Genomic DNA, 24,315 nt, shown 5'->3' with positions numbered 1-24,315 from the left:
CAAGCAAACAACAAGTAAGTCCGAGAATGAACAAACTAGACCGCTACGACCTTAACATTCTTGCCGAACTGCAACGCGACGCGACCCTGTCCAACCAGGATCTGGCCGAGCGCATCGGCCTCTCCCCCTCTCCCTGCTCGCGGCGGGTCAAGCAACTGGAGGATGACGGCTACATCGTGCAGCAGGTCGCCCTGCTGGATCGCAAGAAACTCGGCCTGAGCCTGACCGCCTACGTGTTGATCGGCATGGATCGCCATACGCCCGAGCGCTTCGAGCATTTTCAGGAAGAGATTCGCAAGTGCCCCGAAGTCCTGGAATGCTGCCTGGTCACCGGTATGGACGCCGACTATCAGCTCAAGGTGGTGGTGCCGGACATGGATCACTACCAGAAGCTGCTGCTCGGCACCCTGACCCGTATCGATGGTGTTTCCAGCGTGCGCTCGAGTTTCGTGCTGCAGCAGATCCTCTCCAGCACGCAACTACCCCTCCAGCACTTGCGCAGCTAAAGACCATACGACCAATAGGGAACTACGCATCAGGGCCTGCCAGCGTGTAATATCCACATGCTTTATGTGCTTTATGGCAGCGCCTCTGCCACGGCTCGCATGCGCCCATGGCGTCAGGGCGACGCAGCCCTATTGATCGTCGATGAGATCGCCGTGGAACCGGAAGTTTTCGAAGAGCTGATGATGACCTTGCTGGTTGGCGGTTTGGTGCTGCTAATGGCATTCATCATCTGGGATCTGGCGAAGCAGTCCAGGGCCGGTCGATTCAGCACCTTCACACTGTTCTTCACGCTGGGCCTGGGTGTGCTCGGCTTTCTGATCAAGACGCTGGTCATCGCCGGCCTGGAAAGTGTTTAAACCAATAACGAAAAATACGGTGTATGCCGCGTTGCCCTGTTTGCTGCCCTATGGAGAAATACATGAACGCCACTGATCGCGTCATGCAGAGTTACGGACGCTGCTGTGCCAGTCCGGCTTTTTTCGACGATTTCTATCGGTATTTTCTGGACAGCTCGCCAACAATTCGCGAGAAGTTCGTACACACCGACATGGCTGCGCAAAAGCTGCTGCTGCGTCAGGGAATTCTCAATCTGGTCATGCACGCCCGCGGCATGCCACACAGCAAATTGCGCGCCCTGGGCTGCACCCATGCGCGGACAGCCATGGACATCCGCCCGGAGCTTTACGATCTGTGGCTGGAGTCACTGCTCAAAACCATCATGGAACATGACAAACAGGCTGACGCAGCCACCCTGCAGGGCTGGCGCGAGGTGCTGATCAAAGGCATCAGCGTCATCAAGGCCGGATACGACGGCTGACAGGGAGCCTATTGCTTGAGCGTGGCAGGGACTTCTCGCCACTCGCCCGGCTGCAATCCCTCCAGCGACCAAGGGCCGATACGCACGCGCACCAGACGCAGAGTTGGCAGCCCTACGGCAGCGGTCATGCGCCGCACCTGACGGTTGCGCCCCTCGCGAATCACTAGTTCCAGCCAAACAGTCGGTACGCTTTTGCGAAAGCGCACCGGCGGGTTGCGTGGCCATAGTTCGGGCTCATCGAGCAGACGCGCGTCGGCCGGCAAAGTCGGCCCGTCGTTGAGCTGCACCCCGTCTTGCAGTTGCTGCAGCTGTTCGGCACTGGGCTCGCCTTCAACCTGCACCCAATAAGTCTTGGCCAACTTGTGCTTGGGATCGGCGATGCGCGCCTGCAACTGGCCATCGTTGGTGAGCAGCAGCAACCCCTCGCTATCGCGATCCAATCGCCCGGCCGGATACACGCCAGGCACGGCGACGAAATCCTTGAGCGTGGCACGGCCCTGGTCATCATTGAATTGGGTGAGCACGTCGAACGGCTTGTTCAGCACGATCAGGCGCGGCTCGGCAGGCGGCGCCTTGGGCACACGATACGGACGAGACGCGGGGCGAGAAGGTCTGGACATGCAGCAAGGCCATCGGGAAAGCGAGGCGTGCAGTTTAACGTAAAGGATCAGCGCCTGTTGCTGGCCCCGGCTCTAGCGCCCACTTCGATCAATGACCGGTGCGTGCAGCGCCATCAGTTCGATGACCCAATCGATGAACACCCGCAGCTTGGCGCTGACGTGGCGGTTCGGCGGGTAGGCGATGTACATCGGCATCGGCTCGAACTGCCAGCCCTCGAAAACGGCGACCAGCTCGCCGCGTTGCACGTGCTCGCGCGACATGTAGTTCGGCAGCCAGAGCACGCCCAGCCCCGCCAAACCGGCGGCCAGATAGGCGTTGCCGTCGTCGAGCGCCAGCAAATAGCGCCCCTCCACATCGACGCTTTCGCCATCACGGTGCATGACGTACGAAAACAGCTTGCCGGCCCGCGCGCGCTTGAAACCGACGATGCGGTGGTGGCTATCGGCGAGTTCCTGCGGATGCGCGGGAGTGCCGCAGCGCTGCAGGTAACTGGGCGTGGCATAAACACCCGATTGCAGGTCACCGACGCGGCGCGCCATCAGTGACTGATCGGTGATCTCGCCGCCGCGGATCACGCAGTCGACGTTCTCGCCCACCAGGTCGATAAGACGGTCGCTCACCCCGAGGTCGAGCTGGATATCGGGATAACGCGCATGGAAGGCCGGCAGCGCAGGTACCAGAATCATCCGCGCGAACGGGCTGGGCACATCCACGCGCAGCCGCCCGCGCGGCATGCTGGTGGCGTCCGAGAGGCTGGTTTCGGCGTCGTCCATATCGGCCAGCAGACGCACCACTCGCTCGTAATAGGCGGCGCCGTCGGCAGTGACGTTGACCTTGCGCGTCGTGCGGTTCAGCAAGCGTACTCGCAGCCGTGCCTCGAGCTGCTGCACCAGCTGCGTGACGCTGGTCTTGCTCATGTGCAGCGTATCGGCGGCCTTGGTGAAGCTGCCGGCCTCCACTACCCGTGCGAAGGCCCTCATCGCGTCAAATCGATCCACTCTGCCACCGGTGATTATTTGGATTTCCCAAACAGTGTTGATCGAACTGGCCGGTTTATCCAGCGCGTCGGCACGCCTAGAGTGAACCCATCACTTATACGGGGCGATTGCTCAACGGAGACGACATGACTACTCGCGACGTGGTTTTTCCCCCAGGCCGTCAGGCCCTTTATGAGCGCAACCGCTACTCACCGGCAGTACGCTCCAATGGTTTCCTATTCGTATCCGGCCAGGTTGGCAGCCATCCCGACGGCTCCCCCGAGCCGGATCTGAAAGCTCAGGTTCGCCTGGCCTTCGAGAACCTCAACGCGGTTCTCAAGGCCGCCGATTGCACCTTCGATGACGTCGTCGATGTGACGGTGTTCATCGTCAACCCCGAACAACGTTTCGAGACCATCTGGGAGGTCGTTCCAGAGTACTGGGGCGAGGCACCGCATCCGAACATCACCTGCGTGGGCGTGACCTGGCTGTATGGCTTCCAGTTCGAGATCAAGGTGATCGCCAAGCTCCCAACAGCCTGATCGACGAACCTCCTGCACTCGGTAACGACGCGGACGGTCAGGCGCTTGCTGCGGCGGTGTGTGATACACTTTGCGGCGGCCACAAGCTGCCCACCCGCCACCGCAGCCCCTACCGGAGCCGAGATTTTCGATGTCCGATACCGCCTCGCCCAAACCCGTTGCCAGCGGCGACAAATTCCGCACCGTTCAGGGTATTACCGCCATCAAGGACGGCCAAAAGCGTCGTACCTCGAGCGAGCCCCAGGTTTATGAACCCAAGCCAAACTGGTTAAGGGTCAAGGCTCCGACCGGCAGTCGCTTCGAAGCGGTCAAGCGCAATGTCAGCGAGCACCGCCTCAGCACCGTGTGCCAGGAATCCCACTGCCCGAACATGGGTGAGTGCTGGTCAAACGGCACGGCCACGATCATGTTGATGGGTTCGGTCTGCACCCGTGCCTGCCGCTTCTGTGCGGTGGACACCGGTAACCCGAACGGCTGGTTGGACAAGGAAGAGCCACAGAACACCGCCAAGTCGGTGGAGCTGATGGCCCTGCGTTACATCGTGCTGACCTCGGTGGATCGTGATGACCTGCCGGACGGCGGTGCCGCGCACTACGCAGCCTGCGTCCAGGCAATCAAGGCCAACACGCCGCAAGTGGTCGTGGAAGCGCTGACCCCCGACTTCGACGGCGACCTGCCGTCCATCGAGCGCGTGGTGGATTCCGGTCTCGAAGTGTTCGCTCAGAACGTCGAGACAGTCGAACGCTTGACCCGCGAAGTACGCGATCCTCGCGCCGGCTACCGCAAGACCCTCGACGTACTGGCCCACGCCAAGCGCCATCGCCCGGACGTGCTCACCAAAACCAGTCTGATGCTCGGCCTGGGCGAGACCGACGACGAAGTGTTCGAAGCGATGGAAGATATGCGCGCCGTGGGCGTGGATATCCTCACCCTGGGTCAGTACCTGCAGCCGACCCGCAATCACCTGACGGTAAAGCGCTGGGTGAGCCCGGACGAATTCAACCGATTCCGCGAGATCGGCCTGCAGATGGGCTTCATGGAAGTGGCAGCCGGCCCTCTGGTGCGCTCCAGCTATCGGGCGGACAAGGTGTTCGAGAAGAACAATCTGGGCCTGGCAGCGCCAGTACCGGTGCCTGGCCAGCAGGTCAACACCAGCCTGATTCCTGCGCTGAACGTCAACTGATCACTTGGGTATCGCTACGCTCAAGTTGACCTGGCTCATCAGTAGCCTGGCGTTGAGCGCAGCGATCCCCAGGGAAACCGCTCTACGGCAACTGCGCTAGCGCAATGTTCGCCTGCTACTGCCCATACCCCAAACGCTGACGAAGAGCCTGCTCAAGGCGCTCGGCAACCTCGTCGAAACGCAGCGGCGCGTCCAACTGACCCCTGAGCTGCGTCATTTTCAAGCCGGCATAACCGCACGGATTGATGCGCTGGAACGGGCGCATATCCATGTCGACGTTGAGTGCCAGGCCGTGAAATGAGCAACCACGGCGCACACGCAGGCCCAGCGAAGCGATCTTGTCGCCATTGACGTATACACCCGGTGCATCTGCCTTTGGCGCCGCCTCGACGCCGTAGCTCGCCAGAACGTCGACCAGCGCCTGCTCCATGGCACTGACCAGCTCACGCACGCCCAGATCCAGGCGGCGCAGATCCAGCATCAGATACGCCACCAGTTGGCCTGGCCCGTGATATGTCACCTGCCCGCCGCGCTCCACCTGGATCACCGGAATATCACCGGGGGCCAGTAGATGCTCGGGCTTGCCGGCCTGGCCCTGGGTGAATACCTGCGGGTGCTGCAACAGCCAGATCTCGTCCGGCGTGGCGTCGTCGCGCTCGGCAGTCAGCGTGCGCATCGCCTCCAGAGTCGGCAGATACTCCACTACCCCCAGATGACGCACGATAAGGTCGGCTGCCGCCACTACAGCACCATTTGCACGCGGCCGGTGGCGCGCAGATCAATATGGATCGCCTGCAGTTGCTCGACACCGGTGGCGGTGATCAGCACCTGCACGGACAGGAAGCGGCCTTTGCTGCTATCACGGGTCACCAGGGTGCCAGCATCGAGGTCAGGCGCATGGCGCTGGATCACCTCAATCACCATGTCAGTGAAGCCGTCACCGGCCTCGCCGATCACCTTGATCGGGTAGTTCGGACAGGGGAATTCGATTTTCGGAGCTTGTACGTCGGTATCGGTCATGATGTTCACTGATCCAAAATGAAACGCCCTCGGGTCGAGGGCGTTCATCGAAACATGGGGGCGAGCTGTCAGTTAAACAACCCGTAGAAGAACAGCCGAATGCTATCCCACAGGCTGCGGAAGAAGCCACCCTCCTCGACAGCTTCCAGCGCGACCAGATCGGCACTGTGCACCACCTGATCACCCATTTTCACCTCGACCTTGCCTATTACGTCGCCCTGGGCGATCGGGGCAGTGATCTGCGGATTGATGGTCATGCTGGCCTGCAATTTTTCCAGTTGCCCCTTGGGTAGGGTCAGGGTCAAATCCTGAGCCAGACCGGCTTTGACCTGAGGAGTTTGCCCCTTCCAGACAGGCGCTTGAGCCAGTTCGGCGCCCTTCTGATAGAAGGTGCGGGTTTCGAAGAAGCGGAAACCATAGGTCAGCAGCTTCTGGGTTTCAGCGGCGCGAGCACGTTCGCTGTCGGTGCCGAATACCGAAGTGATCATCCGCGCGCCATCACGTACAGCCGAAGCCACCAGGCAGAAACCGGCTTCATTGGTGTGGCCAGTTTTCAGGCCATCGACAGTGCGGTCACGCCACAGCAGCAGGTTGCGGTTGGGCTGCTTGATGTTGTTCCAGAGGAACTCTTTCTGCGAGTAAATAGCGTAGTGCTCGGCATCTTCATTGATGATGGCGCGCGCCAGAATCGCCATGTCATGAGCACTGGAGTAGTGCTCGGGGTGCGGCAGGCCAGTGGCGTTCATGAAGTGGCTGTTCTTCATGCCCAGACGCTCGGCAGTAGCATTCATCATGTCGGCGAAGGCGTCTTCACTGCCGGCGATGTGTTCGGCAATCGCGATGCTGGCGTCATTGCCGGACTGAATGATGATGCCATGCAGCAGATCATCGACCGAGGCCTGACTATTAACCGGCAGGAACATGGTGGAACCACCGGAAGCAGCACCACCCGTGCGCCAGGCATGCTCACTGATAGTGACCATGTCCTGCTCGCCGATCTTGCCGTTGCGGATTTCCAGGGTGGCGATGTAGGCGGTCATCAGCTTGGTCAGGCTGGCTGGCGGCAGGCGCTCGTCACCATTGTTATCGATAAGGACGTTGCCGCTGGCGCCATCCATCAACACATAGGACTTGGCTGCCAGTTGCGGTGGAGCCGGCAACGGCGCTTGGTTGGCCCAGGCGCTGGAGGCGCCGAGCAGCATAAGTGACAGGAAGATGCGTTGCGCGAAGCTGGTGATTTTCATCCGTCTCTCTAAATCGCTGATGGTCGAACAGGCCCTTGCGGGCAAGTATTAAATGTCATCGCCGCACGGTGACGGCGATTCCCTGCTTAGTCAGGCGGCAGGCCAATTAGTTGCCAGCGTCAAAGGGCTATGCCCTCAGTCTGCCTTGACCAGAGTCGCTTGACCGAGGTTGGCCACGCGAATGCTTTCACGCACCCGCTCAGCCTCGACCTGGCTGTTGATCGGCCCCAGTCGGACGCGGTGCAGTATCTGCTGGTTGAGCACCACTGAGTTGATGAACACCGGCGCACTCACCGACTCGCTCAACTTGGACTTGAGGAGCTCCGCAGCGTCGGGATTGGCGAAGGCTCCCACTTGGAGATACAGGCCAGACGCTGCGGCTGAAGCGTTTTTTTTTGAGTCGATCTGCACCGGCACGGTGGCCGCGGCATGCTGCTGCGGTGGTGGCGAATACTGCTCGACCGGTGCACTGGCTATTTGCAACTGGGCAGCCTGTGCGGGCTGAACCTTGGCCATCTGCGGCTGCGCCAGCACCATCGGCACCGGGCGGCCTTGCTGAGCCCACCATTCAGCCGGATCGATGCCCTCGACATGAACCTGAGCGGTGCCCTTCTCCGCATAACCGAGCTTCTTGGCCGCAGCGAAAGACAGGTCGATGATGCGATCGGAGTAGAACGGGCCGCGGTCGTTGACGCGCAGGATCACGGACTTGCCGTTCTCCAGGTTGGTCACTCGCACGTAGCTGGGCAGCGGCAGGGTCTTGTGTGCGGCGGTCATGCCGTACAGGTCATAAGCCTCGCCGTTGGCGGTTGCCTGACCGTGGAACTTGGTGCCGTACCAGGACGCCGGGCCCGTTGCCTTGTAGCGGCGGGCATCGGCGATCGGGTAGTACTGCTTGCCAAAGACCACGTAAGGGCTGGCTTTCACCGGGCCGTAATGCGGCATCGGGATAGCGTCTTGGATCTTCGAGACGTCGACGTCCCACCAGGGTGCGCCATCTTTATGCGGGCGGTTGAAATCGCCTGGGCCGGAAACCGACCCACCTGAGGCCTGCACCGGCGAGGTAGCCGTTGGCGCGCGACTGGAAGAGCAGCTCGCCAGCATCAGTGCAAGGATGCCGCACGCGGCCAGCTTGAACGGCAAACCCGTCATTGATTGGCACCTCGGGCCTGAACCAGCAACTCGGACAACTGATTGACCGCCATCGCGTACATCACGCTGCGGTTGTAGCGGGTGATGACATAGAAGTTCGGCTGACCGATCCAGTACTCGGCACCCTCGGCGCCTTCGAGGCGGAACGCGGTTACCGGCAGGTCATCGGCGAGCACGTCATTGCTCGACCATCCCAGTGCGCGCAGTTCACCCACGTTCTTTTCCGGATCGAGACCGGCGCTCAGGCCCTGTTCGGCCTGATCGCCCTTGACCGTGGCAAGACTAGCCACCGGCTGGCCCGGTTGCCAGTTGTGGCGTTTGAAGTAGCTGGCCACGCTGCCGATGGCATCGGTCGGGTTGCTCCAGATATTGATATGGCCGTCGCCGTCGAAATCCACCGCATAGGCGCGGAAGCTGCTCGGCATGAACTGCGGCAGGCCCATTGCGCCAGCGTAGGAGCCCTTCAGGCTGGCAGGGTCGACCTGCTCTTCACGGGTCAGCATGAGGAACTCGCGCAGTTCCTTGCGAAAGAACGGTGCGCGCGGCGGGTAGTCGAAGGCCAGGGTCGACAGCGCATCGATCACCCGGTAACTGCCGGTATTGCCGCCGTAAGAAGTTTCCACACCGATGATGGCAACGATGATCTCGGCGGGTACACCGTATTCTTTCTCGGCACGCGCCAGGGCTTCAGCATGCTCGTTCCAGAACGCCACGCCTTTGTTGATGCGCGCGTCGGTGATGAAGATCGGCCGATATTCCTTCCACGGCTTGACCCGCTCGGCGGGACGCGAAATGGCGTCGAGAATGGCCTGCTTGCGCTCCACACCGGTGAACAGCGTGCTCAGTTGCTCGCTGGCAAAACCGTAATCCCGGGTCATCTCGGTGATGAACTCGCCCACTTGCGGCGAGTTCGCGTACTCGTTGACAGCCATCGCCTGTGGAGCCCCGAACAGGCCGGCAACCGCCAGCCAGTGTGCATGTCGTGCGGCCCAGCCACGCAAAATCTGCATTGAATTCATAACCCCAATCAAGCCTGAGCGATCCACTTACGGTGCGTGTGGATAGACATCAGAATTCCGAAACCCGACAACAACGTAATCAACGACGTGCCGCCATAACTGATAAACGGCAGCGGCACACCCACTACCGGCAACAAACCACTGACCATGCCGATATTGATGAAGACATAGACAAAGAAGGTCATGGTCAAACCACCGGCGAGCAGCTTACCGAACAGCGTCTGCGCTTGCACGGTAATCACCAGACCGCGTGCAATCAACAGAATGTACAAAAGCAGCAACAGACAGACACCAATCAGGCCAAATTCTTCGGCTAGAACGGCAATGATGAAGTCCGTATGGCTTTCCGGCAAAAAATCCAGGTGCGACTGAGTACCAAGCAGCCAGCCTTTGCCGAATACGCCGCCCGAGCCGATCGCGGCCTTCGATTGGATGATGTTCCAACCAGCGCCCAGCGGGTCACTCTCCGGGTTGATGAAGGTCAGCACCCGGCGCTTCTGGTAGTCGTGCATGACGAAAAACCACATAGCCACGGCAATTGGCGCCAGCGCTGCGACTGCGCCAGCGATCCAGCGCCATTGCAGCCCGGCCATGAACAGCACGAAGGCGCCGGAAGCGAGAATCAGCACGGACGTGCCCAGATCCGGTTGTAAAAGAATCAGTACGAACGGTGTGACGATGAGTCCCAGGCTGACAGCGACGTGCTTGAGGCTGGGTGGCAACGTGCGCTTGGACAAATACCAGGCCATGGTCGCCGGCATCAGGATCTTCATGAATTCCGACGGCTGGAAGCGGATCACCCCGGGAATGTTGATCCAGCGCGTGGCCCCCATGGCGTTATGACCCATCACGTCCACCACCACCAGCAGACCGACACCACACAGATAGCCCAGCGGCACCCAGCGAGCCATGAAGCGCGGCTCGAACTGGGCGATCACCACCATCGCCACCAGGCCGATGCCGAACGAGCTGGCCTGCTTCATCAGTAGATCGACGTTCTTGCCGCTGGCCGAATAAAGGATGAACAGACTGCCGGTGGCCAGCAGCAACAGCAGCAGCAACAGAATGCCGTCGATGTGCAGACGCTGCAGCAGGCTGGAGCGGCGCCGTAGGACGTCGTCGGTGGAAAGCGTGCGGTCGAAGCTACCGGTCAGGCTCATGGATGCTTCACCTCTGCGTTAAGCGGTACCGACGCACCCGGCGTGGCATATTCGGCCTTGAGTTGACCGTTCTCGTCGAGCAGCCAGGCATCCATCACCTGTTTGACCACCGGCGCGCCGACACCGGAGCCGGACTCACCGTTCTCGACCATCACCGCCACGACGATCTGCGGGTTGTCCGCCGGGGCAAAACCGACGAACAGGGCGTGGTCACGATGACGTTCCTGCACCTTGCTGCGGTCGTACTTCTCGCCCTGCTTGATGGCCACAACCTGCGCCGTACCGCTCTTGCCGGCAATCCGGTAGGCCGCGGCATCACCAACCTTGCGCGCCGTACCCCGTGCACCGTGCATCACCGCCTCCATGCCGAGACGCGCGTAATCCCAGGATTTGGGATCGCGTAGCACGATATCCGGAATCGGATCCGGATCATGGGGCAGGCTGCCGTCGATGGTTCTTGCCAAATGCGGGCGAATCCACTTGCCCTTGGTCGCCATCAGCGCGGTCGCCTGGGCCAGTTGCAGCGGCGTGGTCTGCATATAACCCTGGCCGATGCCGAGAATCAGCGTTTCACCCGGGTACCAGGGCTGACGGTAGCGCGCACGCTTCCAGTCACGCGACGGCATCAGACCGGCGGTTTCCTCGAACATGTCCAGGGACACCCGCTGACCAATCCCGAAACGGGTCATGTAGTCATGCAGGCGATCAATGCCCATCTTGTGGGCCAGATCGTAAAAGTAAGTGTCGTTGGAGCGCATGATCGCCAGGTTGAGATCGACCCAGCCATCGCCGGTGCGGTTCCAGTTGCGGTATTTGTGGCTGTGGTTGGCCAACTGATAGAAGCCCGGGTCGAAGACCCGTGACGTCGGGGTAATCACCCCGGCATCCAGGCCGGCCACCGCGACCATCGGTTTGATGGTCGAGCCGGGTGGATACAAGCCACGCAGCACGCGGTTATAGAGCGGCCGGTCGATGGAGTCACGCAGCTCGGCGTAGGCCTTGAAGCTGATCCCGGTCACAAAAGGGTTGGGATCGAAGCTCGGCTGGCTGACCATCGCCAGCACTTCGCCGGTGGACGGCTGGATCGCCACCACCGCACCACGCCGACCGCCGAGCGCCTGCTCGGCGACTTCCTGCAAGTGCACGTCGAGGGTCAGCATCACATCCTTGCCGGGCAATGGGTCGGTGCGATTGAGCACGCGCAGCACACGGCCACGCGCGTTGGTCTCGACCTCTTCGTAGCCGACCTTACCGTGCAACTGATCTTCGTAAAAACGCTCGATACCGGTCTTGCCGATATGGTGAGTGCCGCTGTACTCGACCGGGTCGAGCTCCTTGAGCTCACGCTCGTTGATGCGCCCCACATAACCCACCGAATGAGCGAAGTGCTCGCGCTGCGGGTAGTGCCGCACCAACTGCGCAACCACCTCGACGCCGGGCAGGCGGAACTGGTTCACCGCCAACCGAGCGATCTGCTCTTCGCTCAACTCGAACAGCACGGGCACCGGTTCAAAAGGCCGGCGCCCCTGGCGCACGCGGCGCTCGAACAACTCGCGATCATCGGGAGCGAGCTCCAGCACCTCGACGATGACATCCAGTACCTGCTCCCAATCGCCCGCCCGCTCGCGGGTCAGACTGAGGCTGAAGCTGGGCCGGTTATCGGCGATGATCACCCCGTTACGGTCGTAGATCAGCCCGCGGTTGGGCGGAATCGGCTGCACGTGGATGCGGTTGTTCTCCGCCAGCGTGGAGTGATACTCGTACTGAATCACCTGCAGGTAATACATGCGCGCGATCAGCACCAGGGTCAGCACCAGAAAAAACGCGCCACCGACCAGCGCGCGCTTGCGAATGAGGCGCGCGTCCTTCTCGTGGTCTTTTAGGCGAATCGGCTGGGGCATCGGGACTGCTGACTACTTGTGATAAGGGTGACCGGACAACACCGTCCAGGCCCGATAGATCTGTTCGCCGACCAGTATCCGTACCAGCGGGTGAGGCAACGTCAGAGGCGACAGCGACCAACGCTGCTCGCTACGCGCCTGAACTTCCGGCGCCAGCCCTTCCGGGCCGCCGACCATGAGGTTGACGGTGCGTGAATCGAGACGCCACTTGTCCAGCTCGACCGCCAACTGCTCGGTGCTCCAGGGCCGCCCTTCGACTTCCAGGGTGACGATGCGTTCCCCAGGCTGCACCTTGGCCAGCATGGCTTCGCCTTCCTGGCGGATCATCCGCGCCACGTCGGCATTCTTGCCGCGCGTGGTCAGAGGAATTTCCACCAACTCCAGAGACAGCTCAGACGGCATGCGCTTGGCATATTCCTGCCAGCCATCTTCGACCCAGCGCGGCATGCGCGAGCCGACGGCGATCAGTTTGATACGCACGTCAGGCTACCTTTACTCGCGCTCGATGCCTTGCTGCGCACGACTCTGCTCGGCGCCCTGCCACAGACGCTCCAGGTCGTAGAACTGGCGAGCGGTCGGCAGCATCACATGGACGACGATATCGCCCAGGTCGAGCAGTGCCCACTCGCCGCTATCCAGACCTTCGCTGCCAATTGGCCGCACGCCCTGCTCCTTGGCTTTTTCCAGCACGTTGTCGACCAGCGACTTGACGTGACGGCTGGAGGTACCGCTGGCAATCACCATGAAATCGGTGATGCTGGTCTTCTCGCGCACATCGATGGTGGTGATGTCCTGCGCCTTGATCTCTTCCAGTGCTGCGATGGCCACTTTGACCAGATCTTCACTGTGCATGGTTTGCTTCGTCATAACTAACTCGTTTGCCTCGTGTTCGATTTACCCACGGTACAGTCCATGGGCATTGATATAAGCCAGTACCGCATCGGGCACCAGAAAGCGCACCGAGCGGCCGTTCGCCAGCAGCGAACGGATTTGCGTGGCAGACACCGCCAACGGTGCCTGCCAGATGAAAGAAATCTGTCCCGCCGGCCCGTCCAGCGCCAGCGGGTCGGCGATATTACGCGCCGCCAGCAAGTCACGCAGCGGCTCGCTCGCCTCGCTGTCGGCATCCGGGCGCTGCAGTACCAGAATATGGCAATGGCGCAGCAACTCGTCCCAACGGTGCCAGGCTGGCAAGCCGCAAAAGGCATCCCAACCCAGAATCAGAAACAACTGGTCATCCGCCGCCAGCTCAGCACGCAGCGACTCCAGGGTGTCGATGCTGTAGGACGGCTTGTCGCGCTGCAGTTCGCGATCATCCACCCGCAACGACGGTAATCCCACCACCGCCTGCTCGACCATCGCCAGGCGATCCTGCGCCCCGACCTGCGGGGTTTCCCGGTGCGGCGGCCGCGCACTGGGGATCAACCGCAACTCATCGAGCCCCATAAACTCGACCACCTCCAGCGCGCCGCGCAGATGGCCGATATGCACCGGATCGAAAGTACCGCCCAACAACCCGATGCGTTTGCGGCTTGCCATCAGGTGCGCACGTGACCGTCGCCGAATACCACGTACTTCTCGCTGGTCAGCCCCAACAGGCCAACCGGGCCGCGGGCGTGCAGTTTGTCGGTGGAAATGCCTATCTCCGCGCCCAGGCCGTACTCGAAACCATCGGCGAAACGCGTCGAGGCGTTGACGATCACCGAGCTGGAATCCACTTCGGTGAGGAAACGCCGCGCATCACTGAAGTTCTCGGTGATGATCGCGTCGGTATGCTGCGAGCCGTAGGTATTGATGTGTTCGATGGCCGCATCCAGCGAGTCGACCACGCGGATCGCCAGGATCGGCGCGTTGTACTCGGCATACCAGTCGTCTTCACTGGCCTCCAGTACATCGCTGCCCAGCAGCGAGCGGGTCTGCGCGTCGCCACGCAGTTCGACGCCCTTGTCACGGTAGATGGCAGCCAGCGGCGGCAGTACGCGTGCGGCGATATCGGCATGCACCAGCAGGGTTTCCATCGTGTTGCACGGCGAATAGCGCTGCGTCTTAGAGTTGTCGCAGACGCGAATGGCCTTGTCGAGGTCAGCGGCGATATCCACATAAACGTGGCAGACGCCATCCAGATGCTTGATCACCGGCACCTTGGCTTCGCGGCTGACGCGCTCGATCAGGCCCTTGCCGCCACGCGGCACGATCACATCGACGAATTCCGGCAAGGTGATCAGCGCGCCAACGGCGGCGCGGTCGGTGGTTTCCACGACCTGTACCGCACTGGCCGGCAAATCGGCTTCTGCCAGGCCGGCCTGAATGCAGCGGGCGATGGCCTGATTGGAATGAATGGCCTCGGAGCCGCCACGCAGGATGGTGGCGTTGCCAGACTTCAGGCACAGGCTGGCCGCATCGATGGTCACGTTGGGTCGTGACTCGTAGATGATGCCAATCACGCCCAGCGGCACGCGCATCTTGCCGACCTGAATGCCGGACGGCAGATAGCGCATGCCCTGAATCTCGCCGATAGGATCGGGCAGCGTGGCAACCTGACGCAGCCCTTCGATCATGCTGTCAATGACCTTGGGGGTCAGTGCCAGACGATCGAGCATGGCCGGCTCAAGTCCGTTGGCACGGCCAGCGGCGAGATCCAGTTCATTGGCGGCAACCAGCTCGGCGCGCGAGGCGTCGAGTGCGGCGGCGGCGGCCTGCAGGGCCTGGTTCTTCTGCGCGGTGCTGGCCCGCGCGAGCACGCGCGAAGCCTGGCGGGCGGCGCGGCCCAGGCGGGTCATGTAGTCAAGCACGGACTCGGTCATGGCAACTCAGGTCTGGCAGTTGGAAAAAGTTGCTGATTATAGCGGTCATGCCGCTCCGCGCACAGCGGCGCCTGGCAGATGGTTGTTTCCAGCTGCAAGCGGCGAGCCGAAGCCTATTGCGACATACGCGCATCTGCCTCTCTGCCAGGCCTTGTTGCTATGATCGCCCGCGCCAGCCCGGCCGCGCATGACGCACATGGCGAAGGAACCGCTTTTCGGATGAATGGGTCGAAGGCTGCGATTTCTCATTTATAAGGTGTCCATACATGGGCGAGTGGCTCGATAGTCTGACTACCTGGCTTGCGGCCAACCCGCAGTGGCTGGGCCTGGCGATCTTCCTGATCGCCTGCATCGAATGCCTGGCCATCGCCGGCATCATCGTTCCCGGCACCGTACTGCTGTTCGCCGTCGGCGTGATGGCCGGCAATGGCGCCCTGAGCCTGTGGGAAACCCTGGCGCTGGCGTACTTCGGCGGCCTGCTTGGCGACGCCATTTCCTACGCCCTGGGTCGTTACTTCCACCAGGACATACGGCGCCTGCCGGGCCTGCGCAGCCATCCGCAGTGGCTCAGCGGCGCGGAAACCTACTTCGAACGCTATGGTGTCGCCAGCCTGTTGCTCGGCCGCTACATCGGACCGCTGCGGCCGATGCTGCCGATGGTCGCGGGCATGCTGAGCATGCCGATCGGCCGTTTCATCGCCGTCAGCATGCTCGCCGCCGCAGGCTGGGCAGTCGCCTACCTGGTACCCGGCTGGGCCGCCGGCGCCGCCCTGCGTCTGCCGCTGCCCGAGGGCTTCTGGCCCCAGGCTGCGGTGGTCGCCGCAGGCCTGGCACTGCTGCTGGTACTGACCATCCAGAGCAGCCTGCGCGAACAACGACAGGCCAGCCTGATCGCAGCCGGACTGGGCACCATTCTGCTGATCGCCCTGTTCATCGGCTGGCCACATCTGATCCAGCTGGATCAGGGCCTGATGACCCTGATCCAGGAAGAGCGCAATCCGCGTTTCGACTACATAGCGGTAGCGATCACTCACTTCGGCGATTTCGACGTTCAGTTGGCGGTCGCCGCCCTGCTCTGCGTGTTGCTGCTGCTCGCCCGCAAATGGCAGGCTCTGCTGTTCGCAGGCGGGGCCATGCTCAGCACCGCCCTGGCCAATGGCACACTCAAGGGACTGTTCGAGCGAGCGCGCCCTGAAGTGCTGCTCGAGCCGCTGCATACCTACAGCTTTCCCAGCGGGCACAGTTCTGCGGCCTTCGCATTCTTCCTGGCCACGGCCGTGCTCGCCGGCCGTGGGCAACCTGCACGCCTGCGCCTGACCTGGATACTGCTGGCTTGTCTGCCGGCGCTGGCAATTGCCCTGTCGCGGGTTTACCTGGGCGTTCACTGGCCGAGCGATATCATCGCTGGCGCCTTGCTGGCCAGCAGCCTGTGCGCATTGAGCCTGGCGTTGATGCAACGCTTCGCCTCACTGCCGCCACTGCCGGCAAAGGTCTGGTGGATGATCGTGCCGAGCTGCGCCCTGCTGCTGACAACCATGGCGCTGTGGCGGATGTCGGAAGGCGTGGAGATTTATCGTTACTGAGCCGGGCCGTCGCCCTGCAACTGCTCGACCAACTCCTGCAACATATCCAGGCGCCGCGTGGCGTCTGGTTCGGCCAGCAAGGCGATCTTCTGCTCGGCGCTGAACGGCAATAGATAGCCGAGCTTGTCAGCCAGCTCGGCCTGACTGTCGGCGCTGCCGCCCATGTCCAGGCTGGCGACCATCGGGTGTTCGGCCAGGGCGCCCAGCAGCGCCAGCAGATCGGCATGCTCCTCATCCAGTGACAGTTGGGGCTGCTCGTCGAGCCACTCGATCTGGGCCAGGGTCAGTTTGTCCGGCAGCACCTGCGCCTGCTTGACGCGAAAACGTCGGCCGCCCTGCACACGAATGCCCAGCAGGCCGTTGGGACGCTGCTGGAAATCGATGATGGTCGCCTCGCAGCCCACCTGCGCAACGCGCTCGGCAGCATCGCCCACCTCGGCCCCCTCGACGATGCACACCACGCCGAAGCCTTCGCCCTGCTTCATGCAGCGGCTGATCATGTCCAGATAGCGCGCTTCGAATATCTGCAGATCCAGCACGCAGCCAGGAAACAGAACGGTATGCAGCGGGAATAAAGGTAGGGTCATTAGGGTTCTCAACTCAAAAAGACGACAGCCAGTGGCAGCAGGATGGCCGTCAACACACCCATCAGGCTCATGGCCAGGGCCGCGAAGGCGCCACATTCCTCGCTCTCCTGCATGGCTCGCGAGGTGCCGACCGCATGGGCAGTCATGCCCAAAGCCATGCCCACAGCAGCGTGGTGATGGACGCCACACCAGCGCAGCAGCGACGGCCCGATGATCGCCCCCAGCACGCCGGTGATCATCACGAACACCGCGGCCAGCGCCGCCAGGCCGCCGATCTGGCTGGCCACCAGCATGGCGATTGGCGAGGTCACCGACTTGGGCGCCATGCTCATCAGCATGTTGTGCTCGGCACCCAGCATCCAGGCCAGCGCGACACCGAGCACGGTGGCGACCACCCCGGCGATCAGCAGCGTCAGCACGGTCGGCCAGAACACCTGGCGGATACGTCGCAGGTTGAGGTAGAGGGGCACCGCCAGAGCGACGGTGGCCGGCCCTAGGAAAATAGTCAGCGCCTCGGCACCGCTCTTGTACTCGCTGAAGGTCAGTCCGCAGAGCAGCAGAATGGCGATGACCAGCAGGGTCGATACCAGTACCGGCTGCAGGAATACCCAGCGGGTCTTCTCGTAGGCCGCGATAGCCAGTTGATAGGCGCCCAGGGTGATGCCCGCCCCGAACAGCGGATGGTGGGTGACGGCCATCCAGGCGCCGTGCCAGTCGAGCATCATCCCTCCCCCCGGCGGCGCGTCTGGCGCTCGATCAATTTCTGCATCATCCAGCCGGCGAACACCAGGGACAGGATCAACGACAGCACCAGCGCACCGATCACCGCCCAGAAGTCGGCGACGATCGCCTCCGCGTAGGCCATCACGCCGACGGCAGGCGGCACCAGCAGCAACGGTAGGTATTTGAGCAGGCTGCTGGCGGCCTGCTGGATCGGCTCGTCGACCTGGCCACGGCAGAGCAGAAACACCACCAAGAGCAGCATGCCGAGAATCGGCCCCGGCAACATCGGCAGAAACAGCACGTTGGTCGCCGTGCCGAGCAGTTGGCAAAGCACCAGCCAGAACAGGCCACGAAGCAGCATGAAGACTCCCCTCAAACACTGGGCAGGCGCGCCAAGCAAGACGGCGCCACCTTACAAAGCGGCCATTATAGTCAGGTAACAGAGGCGGCTTAACAGTGCCAGATCATCTGCAATTGACCGGTTCAGCCCATCAGGGCGCCGTCAGTCGCTTTGCGGCATACTGCCGATATCGCTCATCTGACCTGGACGTCCCCGCATGTTTCGCCTCGCGCCCCTGGCTCTGGTTCTTTCCCTCGCCGCCTGCGGCCAGAGCACATCCCTTCTGCCTCCCGACGCGATTCTGCCGGACGGCTCGCGCTATCACGGCAATGTGGTCGACGGCCTGCTGCAAGGCGAGGGTCGCCTGGATTACCCCAATGGCAGCGTGTTCATTGGCCACTTCCTCAACGGTCAACGCCATGGCGCTGGAGAGTGGCGCGGCGCCAATGACGAGCACTACGTCGGTGAATTCGTTGCGGGCAGTTACCAGGGACAAGGCACCCTGAATAAAGCCGATGGCAGCCAGTACAGCGGCGGATTTCTCAACGGTCGCTTCAGCGGCGAAGGCACTCTGGAGGAAGCCGGGCAGACTTACCGTGGGCAGTTCCGCGATGGCCGTTTTCACGGTCTGGGTACGCTCGAGCAAGCCGACGGCAGTCGATTTCAGGGCCAGTTCGTAAAAGGCCTGCCCGACGGCCAGGGCGTGCATCAGGACGAACTCGGCAATCAGCTTTCCGGCCACTTCGTGGGTGGAGAACTAAAGGGGGACGGCAACTACCAGGGCAGCGACGGCGACAGTTACGACGGCGAATTGCGCAACAGCCTGTTCCAAGGCAAAGGTCGCTACCAGAGCGCAGCGGGCAACGTCTGGAGCGGCACCTTCGCTGAGGGTGCGCTCAACGGCAAGGGCGAGTATGCCGGCGCCGATGGCGAACGCTATCAAGGGCAATTCAAGGAGTGGCGTTATCAGGGCGAAGGTCACCTGCAGCAGCCTGATGGCAGCCGCTTCGATGGCCGCTTCGCCAACGGCCGCTACCATGGCGAAGGCACCCTGACCCTTGCCGACGGCAGCCGCCAGAAAGGCACCTGGCAGCGCGGCCTGCGGGTGCGTGACGAGAACGGCCAGGCCTTGCCGGATCCACTGGAAATCGGCCTGCTGAAACAGGGTGAGCTGCTCGACCAGGCCATCGCCGCACTTCCAGCGTCCACCCCACGCAGCGAACTCTATGCCCTGACGCTGGCCGGCGATGGCAAGCAGAGCGTGTTCCTGCGCGAGGCAGACTACGTTGCCAACCTGCTCGCGGGGCGTTTTTCCGCCTATGGCCGCATCACCCTGGCCAACCACCGCGATCACCTGGCCGACCGCCCACTGGCAACCCGGGAAAACCTGCGCCGCGCGGTACGCGCCATCGCCGAACGCAGCGGCCCGGAAGACCTGGTGTTCATCTACCTGACCAGCCACGGCTCGCGCGGCCATGAACTGAACCTGGATCAGCCACGCCTGCAACTGGCCGACCTGCCCGCTGACGAGTTGGCGACGCTGCTGCAGCCGCTGGCCGACCGCCACAAGGTGGTGGTGATTTCCGCCTGCTATTCAGGAGGGTTCATCCCGGCCCTGAAAGACGATAAGACCCTGCTGATGACCGCTGCACGGGCTGATCGGGTCTCGTTCGGCTGCTCAGAGGAAGCCGATTTCACCTATTTCGGCAGGGCGCTGTTCGCCGAAGCACTGCAGGAGACGGACGACTTGCAACGGGCTTTCGACCTGGCCAGCGCGGCCGTGGCAGAACGCGAACAGGCCGATGGCTTCGAGCCGTCCGAGCCGCAGATATGGGCGCCGCCTGCCGTGCTGAAGTACTGGAACGCCTTGCGTCAGCAACAAAGCGAAGCGGCCTTGAACGATAAATCTGCCGCTGCCCTCTAAACTACGTATCGAACAGCAGTCGAGGATCGACCATGTACCTGACACCCCAGCACATTCTTCTGGCAGGCGCCTCCGGCATGACCGGCGAGCACCTGCTCGACCGCTTGCTCAACGAACCGACCGTAGAGCGTGTGCTGGCCCCGAGTCGCAGGTCGCTGGCCGAACATCCCCATCTGGAGAACCCGGTCGGGGAGCTGCTCGGGCTGCTGCCCGCGCTCGATGGGCCGGTACACACGGCGTTCTGCTGCCTGGGCAGCACCATCAAGCAGGCAGGCTCGCAGGATGCCTTCCGGGCGGTCGATCACGATCTGGTGGTGGCTTTCGGCAAGCGCGCCCGCGAGCTGGGTGCGCGGCACTTCGTGGTGGTCAGCGCGATTGGCGCGGATCCGCGCTCATCGGTGTTCTACAACCGCATCAAAGGCGAAACCGAAGAGGCGCTGAAGGCTCAAGGCTGGCCGCAACTGACCCTGGCCCGCCCTTCCCTGCTGCTTGGCCCACGCAACGAGTTCCGCCTCGGTGAACGCCTGGCGGCGCCCTTCATGCGCTGGCTGCCCGGCAAACACCGCGCAATCGACGTGACCGCCCTCGCCCGCGCGCTGTGGCGCCTGGCTCTCGAGGAAGGTGAAGGGTTGCGAGTGGTCGAGTCGGACGAGTTGCAGCGTCTCGGTCGCTGAGTACCGCTATTGCGCAGCGTTATCAGCGCACGACAAGCGCGTGCCTGCGCTGATAAACGTATTGGCTACGCCAGGGTCATTGCGCCCCCGGCGTATCACCTGATCAGAAAAGCCCAATCGCCCAGGCGAAGCCGAAGAGCATCAGCGAGAAGCCCCACATCAACCAGAACGAATAGCGGATGTGTTGGCCCATCTCCAACCTCGCCAGACCGAGCGCCAGCCACAGTGCTGGTGAGAACGGGCTGATGAAGGTGCCGATGATGTTGCCGATCATCAGGGCATAGACCACGCTCGGTGCTGCGACACCATGGGTCTCGACCACTTCCATGACCACCGGCAGCAAGCCGAAGTAATAGGCATCGGTGTTGAGCAGGAACTCCATCGGGAAGCCGAAGACCCCCAGGATGATGTGCAACTGGCCGATCATACTGGCGGGTAGCACCTTGACCAGATCCTGCGCGATGGACGTCAACATGCCGGTGCCGGAAAGAATCCCGAGCATCGAACCTGCGGCAAGGATGATCATGCCCATCCCCAACGCCGCTGCCGAGTGGGCCGCGATACGCTGCATCTGTAGCTTACCGTTCGGGTAGTTGATCAGCAGTGCCAGACTCAAGCCGATCATGAATACATAGCCGGCCGGCAGCACGCCGGTGAACAGCGCCACCAGCACCAGGACGAACAGACCCGCATTGATCCACATCCGCCCTGGTCGCTCGAGCGCGAGCTCCTCAGCACTGATTTCGCCAGGGCTGCCCACGTGATCCACCTCACCGTCGTCCACCACGGTGCCGCCAGTCGCGGCGATGCGACGCTGCTCGCGCCAGCCGAGCAAGGCAGCCAGCATGACCAGCAGCACCACGCCGACGCCCTGAACGGCCAGCAGCGGCCGCCATAGCTCCGTAACGTCGAGACCAGTGACTGCCGCCGAGCGACCCAGCGGCCCAGCCCAAGGCACCATGTTGAGGATACCGGCGCCGGTGGCCAGCAGCATCAGCATCAGGTACGGGCTCATGCGCAACTGTTTGTACAGCGGCAACAAGGCGGGAATGGTCAACAGGAAGGTGGTCGCGCCTGCACCATCAAGGTGAGCCAGCATGCCGATGATCGCCGTGGCGACCGCGACGGCGATGACGTTGCCACGGGTCAACTTGACCATGAAACCGATGATCGGGCGAAACAGCCCGGTATCCTGCAGCACACCGAAGAAGGTGATGGCGAAGATAAACATGGTGGCGATAGCCATCACCTTGCCAACGCCATCGGTGAAGAATCCTGAGATCTCTTCGGGCCCGAAACCCGCACAGAGCGCGCCCAGCAACGGCACCACGATCAACGGCAAGACGGGCGACATGCGCCCGCTCAGAAGCAGCACAACCAGGCAGAAAATGGTCAACAAGCCAATCAGGGTCAGCAAACCGGAGGTCTCCTATTCTTCTTGTGAGGATCGCTACACACGACACGAGCCGCGCATCCTAGAGCGCCAACCTTTCACCAACCTTTATCACAGGCGCCGCAAGTCCATGTTTTGTCAGTGAATGTGTAGGTACTGACGAAGATTGCAGACACCTGCAGAGGCAGCGCTTGCTAAGCTGACAACCCTTGCCAACCGTGGAGTTTCGCCATGCCTTCGAACAGAACTGCCTTGATCATCGGTGCCTCCCGCGGCATCGGCCTGGGCCTGGTGCGCCAACTGCACGCCGATGGCTGGCAGGTCACCGCCACGGTGCGCGACCCCGCCCGCGCCACCGATCTGCAAGCGCTGCAAGGCGTGCAGATCGAGTCACTGGATATCGACGACGCGCCAGCACTACGACTGCTGAAGCGGCGGCTGAGCGGACAGGTGTTCGATCTGTTGTTCGTCAACGCCGGGATTCTCGGCCCTAGCCACCAGTCCGCAGCAGCCGCGACGACTGAAGAACTGGGCCAGTTGTTTCTGACCAACGTGGTGGCGCCGATTCGCCTGGCCGAGCAGTTGGTGGGTCAGCTGCGACCACAGACCGGCGTGCTGGCGTTCATGAGCTCGGGGCTGGGCAGCGTGGCCAATCCGGAAGGCAATAATCTGGCGCTGTACAAGGCCAGCAAGGCGGCGCTGAACTCACTGACCAACAGCTTCGTCTGCGAATTGCCGGAGCCGCGCCCGACGGTGCTTTCACTGCACCCGGGCTGGGTGAAAACAGAGATGGGCGGCGATGGCGCCATAGTCGAAGTGGTCGACAGCTGCCGCGGCCTGATCGAGCAGGTCGAGCGTCATGCCGGGCGCGGTGGTCATCACTTCGTCGATTACCAGGGCAACCCTATCGCCTGGTAACGAGGCCAGCCGCAGGCCTTTGGAAACGAAGTTCTACAGACCGAGCATCGCCAGCATCAGGAAAGTGGCGAACAGCACGAAGTGGGTCATGCCCTCGATGGCGTTGGTTTCACCGTCATTGAGATTGATGGCGCAGACGATCAGAGTGATGAACACCATCACCGTCTGCACAGGGGTCATGGCCATCTGGAACGGTTGGCCGCTGTACAGCGCCATGGCTTCCATCACCGGCACGGTGAGAATCACCGTCGACAGGGATGCACCGAGGGCGATGTTGACCACCGACTGCATGCGATTGGCCAGCGCTGCCCGCAGGGCGGTGAGAATTTCCGGCGCCGCGGAAATTCCCGCCACCACGATGGCGGTCAGCACCGGTGGTGCGCCGGTACCTTCGAGGCCTAGGTCCAGGGCCTGGGACATGACCTCGGCGAGCACGCCGATCACCACGACGCCAAACAGCAGCACGCCCACCGACCAGGCAACGTTGACCTGCGACTCGCCAGCCCCGTGGCCGTCACCGCCGCGATTTTTCTTCTCCGGGTAGCTATAGCTGAAGAAGTAACTGTGCGGGCCTACCTGCATACGCAGGAACACGGCGTAGAGCACCAGCATGGCGCCGATGGTGAACACCGAGTACGCCTTCCAGTCCGACTCGGGAATGAACTCGGGCACCACCATGGAAATGCCCATGGCGGTAAGGATCATCACGCTATAGCTGCGTGCCGAGTCGTCGTTGTAAGGCTGCTCGCCGTGCTTGATGCCCCCCATCAGCGCAGCCAGACCAAGGATGCCGTTGATGTCGAGCATCACTGCCGAATAGATGGTGTCGCGCACCAGTGTCGGCGACGCCTCATTGCTCATCATGATCGCCAGAATCACCACCTCGACCAGCACCGCCGACAGGGTGAGGATCATGGTGCCGTAGGGATCGCCGACCCGCTCCGCCAGTTGCTCGGCATGGTGAGCGACCCGTAGCGACGCACAGACGATGGCGCCGATCAGCGCGATCGCAGCGATCAGGGCAACACCCTGGCCATGCCCCAGCAACGCGTGCTCCAACGGCAGCGCGATGACCGCAGCTAGCACGGCCAGCAGCAGCCAGTATTCCTGCTTGATGGCATTGAACATGGAGCGATTCCTTTCAGAGAGGAGCAGATCGATCCTGCTCCGACTGCAACATCCTGTAAATAATTCAACCCACGTACCGCTCGGGCGTCTCGATGCCG

27 protein-coding genes are annotated in these 24,315 nt (G+C 62.2%); 9 read left to right on the top strand and 18 right to left on the bottom strand.

The window, feature by feature from the left end; translation table 11 throughout:
- Positions 1–26: 26 nt before the first annotated feature.
- The 3 genes from ACZ0AI_RS22110 to ACZ0AI_RS22100 all read left to right on the top strand — a co-directional run bounded on the left by ACZ0AI_RS22110 (position 27) and on the right by ACZ0AI_RS22100 (position 1,324).
- Complete coding sequence (locus ACZ0AI_RS22110) at positions 27–506, top strand: Lrp/AsnC family transcriptional regulator (protein ID WP_042554872.1); 480 nt, start codon at positions 27–29, stop codon at positions 504–506.
- A gap of 153 nt (positions 507–659) precedes the next feature.
- The gene (locus ACZ0AI_RS22105; RefSeq protein WP_463565998.1) at positions 660–863 is read left to right on the top strand and encodes a DUF2788 domain-containing protein; all 204 of its coding nucleotides are present in this window, start codon (positions 660–662) and stop codon (positions 861–863) included.
- A gap of 62 nt (positions 864–925) precedes the next feature.
- Positions 926–1,324 carry a globin gene (locus tag ACZ0AI_RS22100; RefSeq protein ID WP_463563701.1) on the top strand — a complete coding sequence of 133 codons (399 nt, stop codon included), beginning with the start codon at positions 926–928 and terminating at the stop codon, positions 1,322–1,324.
- An 8-nt stretch (positions 1,325–1,332) separates the two neighbouring features.
- Here ACZ0AI_RS22100 and ACZ0AI_RS22095 read toward each other — a convergent pair whose 3' ends face one another.
- Positions 1,333–1,905, bottom strand: coding sequence for a pseudouridine synthase (locus ACZ0AI_RS22095; RefSeq protein WP_463565997.1), 573 nt, complete (start codon positions 1,903–1,905; stop codon positions 1,333–1,335).
- Between the two features lie 111 nt (positions 1,906–2,016).
- On the bottom strand, positions 2,017–2,943 hold the full coding sequence (locus ACZ0AI_RS22090) for a LysR family transcriptional regulator (protein ID WP_463563700.1): 927 nt from the start codon (positions 2,941–2,943) through the stop codon (positions 2,017–2,019).
- 125 nt (positions 2,944–3,068) lie between these two features.
- Here ACZ0AI_RS22090 and ACZ0AI_RS22085 point away from each other — a divergent pair, with 125 nt between their 5' ends.
- Both ACZ0AI_RS22085 and lipA read left to right on the top strand, forming a co-directional pair.
- Entirely contained in the window at positions 3,069–3,464 is a 396-nt protein-coding gene (locus ACZ0AI_RS22085) for a RidA family protein (protein WP_463563699.1), read from the top strand.
- A gap of 130 nt (positions 3,465–3,594) precedes the next feature.
- Positions 3,595–4,647 (top strand): lipoyl synthase, encoded by a 1,053-nt coding sequence (lipA, locus tag ACZ0AI_RS22080; protein ID WP_225835132.1) that lies wholly within the window; start codon positions 3,595–3,597, stop codon positions 4,645–4,647.
- Positions 4,648–4,762: 115 nt separating this feature from the next.
- Here the strand turns inward: lipA and lipB are convergent, their stop codons facing one another.
- The 11 genes from lipB to ACZ0AI_RS22025 form a co-directional block, all read right to left on the bottom strand.
- Entirely contained in the window at positions 4,763–5,389 is a 627-nt protein-coding gene (gene lipB / locus ACZ0AI_RS22075; RefSeq protein WP_463563698.1) for a lipoyl(octanoyl) transferase LipB, read from the bottom strand.
- Complete coding sequence (locus ACZ0AI_RS22070; RefSeq protein WP_463563697.1) at positions 5,389–5,667, bottom strand: DUF493 domain-containing protein; 279 nt, start codon at positions 5,665–5,667, stop codon at positions 5,389–5,391. Before ACZ0AI_RS22070 ends, lipB begins: the two co-directional genes overlap by 1 nt.
- A 68-nt stretch (positions 5,668–5,735) precedes the next feature.
- Positions 5,736–6,911 (bottom strand): D-alanyl-D-alanine carboxypeptidase family protein, encoded by a 1,176-nt coding sequence (locus tag ACZ0AI_RS22065; protein ID WP_463563696.1) that lies wholly within the window; start codon positions 6,909–6,911, stop codon positions 5,736–5,738.
- Between the two features lie 135 nt (positions 6,912–7,046).
- The gene (locus tag ACZ0AI_RS22060) at positions 7,047–8,063 is read right to left on the bottom strand and encodes a septal ring lytic transglycosylase RlpA family protein (protein ID WP_463563695.1); all 1,017 of its coding nucleotides are present in this window, start codon (positions 8,061–8,063) and stop codon (positions 7,047–7,049) included.
- Positions 8,060–9,073 (bottom strand): lytic murein transglycosylase B, encoded by a 1,014-nt coding sequence (gene mltB / locus ACZ0AI_RS22055; protein WP_463563694.1) that lies wholly within the window; start codon positions 9,071–9,073, stop codon positions 8,060–8,062. The genes ACZ0AI_RS22060 and mltB overlap by 4 nt, the downstream gene beginning before the upstream one ends.
- A gap of 17 nt (positions 9,074–9,090) precedes the next feature.
- Positions 9,091–10,242 carry a rod shape-determining protein RodA gene (rodA, locus tag ACZ0AI_RS22050; RefSeq protein WP_463563693.1) on the bottom strand — a complete coding sequence of 384 codons (1,152 nt, stop codon included), beginning with the start codon at positions 10,240–10,242 and terminating at the stop codon, positions 9,091–9,093.
- Complete coding sequence (mrdA, locus tag ACZ0AI_RS22045) at positions 10,239–12,143, bottom strand: penicillin-binding protein 2 (protein ID WP_463563692.1); 1,905 nt, start codon at positions 12,141–12,143, stop codon at positions 10,239–10,241. The genes rodA and mrdA overlap by 4 nt, the downstream gene beginning before the upstream one ends.
- Before the next feature lie 12 nt (positions 12,144–12,155).
- Positions 12,156–12,623 carry a 23S rRNA (pseudouridine(1915)-N(3))-methyltransferase RlmH gene (gene rlmH, locus ACZ0AI_RS22040; protein ID WP_042554860.1) on the bottom strand — a complete coding sequence of 156 codons (468 nt, stop codon included), beginning with the start codon at positions 12,621–12,623 and terminating at the stop codon, positions 12,156–12,158.
- 12 nt (positions 12,624–12,635) lie between these two features.
- Positions 12,636–12,995, bottom strand: coding sequence for a ribosome silencing factor (gene rsfS / locus ACZ0AI_RS22035; protein ID WP_463565996.1), 360 nt, complete (start codon positions 12,993–12,995; stop codon positions 12,636–12,638).
- A 42-nt stretch (positions 12,996–13,037) separates the two neighbouring features.
- Positions 13,038–13,682 carry a nicotinate-nucleotide adenylyltransferase gene (nadD, locus tag ACZ0AI_RS22030; RefSeq protein ID WP_463563691.1) on the bottom strand — a complete coding sequence of 215 codons (645 nt, stop codon included), beginning with the start codon at positions 13,680–13,682 and terminating at the stop codon, positions 13,038–13,040.
- Positions 13,682–14,947, bottom strand: coding sequence for a glutamate-5-semialdehyde dehydrogenase (locus ACZ0AI_RS22025; RefSeq protein ID WP_463563690.1), 1,266 nt, complete (start codon positions 14,945–14,947; stop codon positions 13,682–13,684). The genes nadD and ACZ0AI_RS22025 overlap by 1 nt, the downstream gene beginning before the upstream one ends.
- A 266-nt stretch (positions 14,948–15,213) precedes the next feature.
- On the opposite strand from ACZ0AI_RS22025, the gene ACZ0AI_RS22020 reads away from it, so the two are divergent.
- On the top strand, positions 15,214–16,530 hold the full coding sequence (locus ACZ0AI_RS22020) for a bifunctional DedA family/phosphatase PAP2 family protein (RefSeq protein WP_463563689.1): 1,317 nt from the start codon (positions 15,214–15,216) through the stop codon (positions 16,528–16,530).
- On the opposite strand, the gene ACZ0AI_RS22015 is transcribed toward ACZ0AI_RS22020, so the two are convergent.
- From ACZ0AI_RS22015 to ACZ0AI_RS22005, 3 genes are read right to left on the bottom strand one after another with little or no spacing between them, the layout of a single operon-like run.
- Positions 16,524–17,117 carry an LON peptidase substrate-binding domain-containing protein gene (locus tag ACZ0AI_RS22015; protein WP_463563688.1) on the bottom strand — a complete coding sequence of 198 codons (594 nt, stop codon included), beginning with the start codon at positions 17,115–17,117 and terminating at the stop codon, positions 16,524–16,526. The two genes, ACZ0AI_RS22020 and ACZ0AI_RS22015, sit on opposite strands and share 7 nt — an antisense overlap.
- Before the next feature lie 8 nt (positions 17,118–17,125).
- Positions 17,126–17,842: an LrgB family protein gene (locus tag ACZ0AI_RS22010; protein ID WP_463563687.1), complete on the bottom strand. Its 717-nt coding sequence runs from the start codon at positions 17,840–17,842 to the stop codon at positions 17,126–17,128.
- Positions 17,839–18,201 (bottom strand): CidA/LrgA family protein, encoded by a 363-nt coding sequence (locus tag ACZ0AI_RS22005; protein ID WP_463563686.1) that lies wholly within the window; start codon positions 18,199–18,201, stop codon positions 17,839–17,841. The genes ACZ0AI_RS22010 and ACZ0AI_RS22005 overlap by 4 nt, the downstream gene beginning before the upstream one ends.
- 196 nt (positions 18,202–18,397) lie before the next feature.
- Between ACZ0AI_RS22005 and ACZ0AI_RS22000 the strand changes: the two genes are divergently transcribed.
- A complete protein-coding gene (locus tag ACZ0AI_RS22000) occupies positions 18,398–20,104 on the top strand; it encodes a C13 family peptidase (RefSeq protein ID WP_463563685.1) in 1,707 nt (568 codons plus the stop codon).
- Positions 20,105–20,136: 32 nt separating this feature from the next.
- Positions 20,137–20,778, top strand: a complete 642-nt coding sequence (locus ACZ0AI_RS21995) for an oxidoreductase (protein ID WP_463563684.1) — start codon at positions 20,137–20,139, stop codon at positions 20,776–20,778.
- 103 nt (positions 20,779–20,881) lie between these two features.
- Here the strand turns inward: ACZ0AI_RS21995 and ACZ0AI_RS21990 are convergent, their stop codons facing one another.
- The gene (locus ACZ0AI_RS21990) at positions 20,882–22,195 is read right to left on the bottom strand and encodes a CitMHS family transporter (protein WP_463563683.1); all 1,314 of its coding nucleotides are present in this window, start codon (positions 22,193–22,195) and stop codon (positions 20,882–20,884) included.
- Positions 22,196–22,402: 207 nt separating this feature from the next.
- On the opposite strand from ACZ0AI_RS21990, the gene ACZ0AI_RS21985 reads away from it, so the two are divergent.
- Entirely contained in the window at positions 22,403–23,089 is a 687-nt protein-coding gene (locus ACZ0AI_RS21985) for an SDR family oxidoreductase (RefSeq protein ID WP_463563682.1), read from the top strand.
- Positions 23,090–23,122: 33 nt separating this feature from the next.
- Here the strand turns inward: ACZ0AI_RS21985 and ACZ0AI_RS21980 are convergent, their stop codons facing one another.
- On the bottom strand, positions 23,123–24,217 hold the full coding sequence (locus ACZ0AI_RS21980) for a calcium:cation antiporter (protein ID WP_463563681.1): 1,095 nt from the start codon (positions 24,215–24,217) through the stop codon (positions 23,123–23,125).
- Positions 24,218–24,315: the final 98 nt, after the last annotated feature.

Source organism: Pseudomonas sp. AC355 (assembly GCF_979258205.1).
Note: the sequence above shows the minus strand (reverse complement) of the source record. Positions and strands in the feature narration are given on the sequence as shown.

Excerpts from the sequence above, each read along its gene's own strand:
- ACZ0AI_RS22020 (WP_463563689.1), top strand. The coding sequence starts at position 15,214 with ATGGGCGAGTGGCTCGATAGTCTGACTACCTGGCTTGCGGCCAACCCG.
- mrdA (WP_463563692.1), bottom strand. The coding sequence starts at position 12,143 with ATGCCCCAGCCGATTCGCCTAAAAGACCACGAGAAGGACGCGCGCCTC.
- ACZ0AI_RS22000 (WP_463563685.1), top strand. The coding sequence starts at position 18,398 with ATGTTTCGCCTCGCGCCCCTGGCTCTGGTTCTTTCCCTCGCCGCCTGC.
- ACZ0AI_RS22015 (WP_463563688.1), bottom strand. The coding sequence starts at position 17,117 with ATGACCCTACCTTTATTCCCGCTGCATACCGTTCTGTTTCCTGGCTGC.
- mltB (WP_463563694.1), bottom strand. The coding sequence starts at position 9,073 with ATGCAGATTTTGCGTGGCTGGGCCGCACGACATGCACACTGGCTGGCG.
- lipA (WP_225835132.1), top strand. The coding sequence starts at position 3,595 with ATGTCCGATACCGCCTCGCCCAAACCCGTTGCCAGCGGCGACAAATTC.
- ACZ0AI_RS22060 (WP_463563695.1), bottom strand. The coding sequence starts at position 8,063 with ATGACGGGTTTGCCGTTCAAGCTGGCCGCGTGCGGCATCCTTGCACTG.
- ACZ0AI_RS22010 (WP_463563687.1), bottom strand. The coding sequence starts at position 17,842 with ATGATGCTCGACTGGCACGGCGCCTGGATGGCCGTCACCCACCATCCG.
- ACZ0AI_RS22100 (WP_463563701.1), top strand. The coding sequence starts at position 926 with ATGAACGCCACTGATCGCGTCATGCAGAGTTACGGACGCTGCTGTGCC.
- ACZ0AI_RS22065 (WP_463563696.1), bottom strand. The coding sequence starts at position 6,911 with ATGAAAATCACCAGCTTCGCGCAACGCATCTTCCTGTCACTTATGCTG.
- ACZ0AI_RS22085 (WP_463563699.1), top strand. The coding sequence starts at position 3,069 with ATGACTACTCGCGACGTGGTTTTTCCCCCAGGCCGTCAGGCCCTTTAT.
- ACZ0AI_RS22025 (WP_463563690.1), bottom strand. The coding sequence starts at position 14,947 with ATGACCGAGTCCGTGCTTGACTACATGACCCGCCTGGGCCGCGCCGCC.
- ACZ0AI_RS22070 (WP_463563697.1), bottom strand. The coding sequence starts at position 5,667 with ATGACCGATACCGACGTACAAGCTCCGAAAATCGAATTCCCCTGTCCG.
- rodA (WP_463563693.1), bottom strand. The coding sequence starts at position 10,242 with ATGAGCCTGACCGGTAGCTTCGACCGCACGCTTTCCACCGACGACGTC.
- nadD (WP_463563691.1), bottom strand. The coding sequence starts at position 13,682 with ATGGCAAGCCGCAAACGCATCGGGTTGTTGGGCGGTACTTTCGATCCG.
- ACZ0AI_RS22005 (WP_463563686.1), bottom strand. The coding sequence starts at position 18,201 with ATGCTGCTTCGTGGCCTGTTCTGGCTGGTGCTTTGCCAACTGCTCGGC.
- ACZ0AI_RS21980 (WP_463563681.1), bottom strand. The coding sequence starts at position 24,217 with ATGTTCAATGCCATCAAGCAGGAATACTGGCTGCTGCTGGCCGTGCTA.
- ACZ0AI_RS21985 (WP_463563682.1), top strand. The coding sequence starts at position 22,403 with ATGCCTTCGAACAGAACTGCCTTGATCATCGGTGCCTCCCGCGGCATC.
- ACZ0AI_RS21995 (WP_463563684.1), top strand. The coding sequence starts at position 20,137 with ATGTACCTGACACCCCAGCACATTCTTCTGGCAGGCGCCTCCGGCATG.
- ACZ0AI_RS22110 (WP_042554872.1), top strand. The coding sequence starts at position 27 with ATGAACAAACTAGACCGCTACGACCTTAACATTCTTGCCGAACTGCAA.
- rsfS (WP_463565996.1), bottom strand. The coding sequence starts at position 12,995 with ATGCACAGTGAAGATCTGGTCAAAGTGGCCATCGCAGCACTGGAAGAG.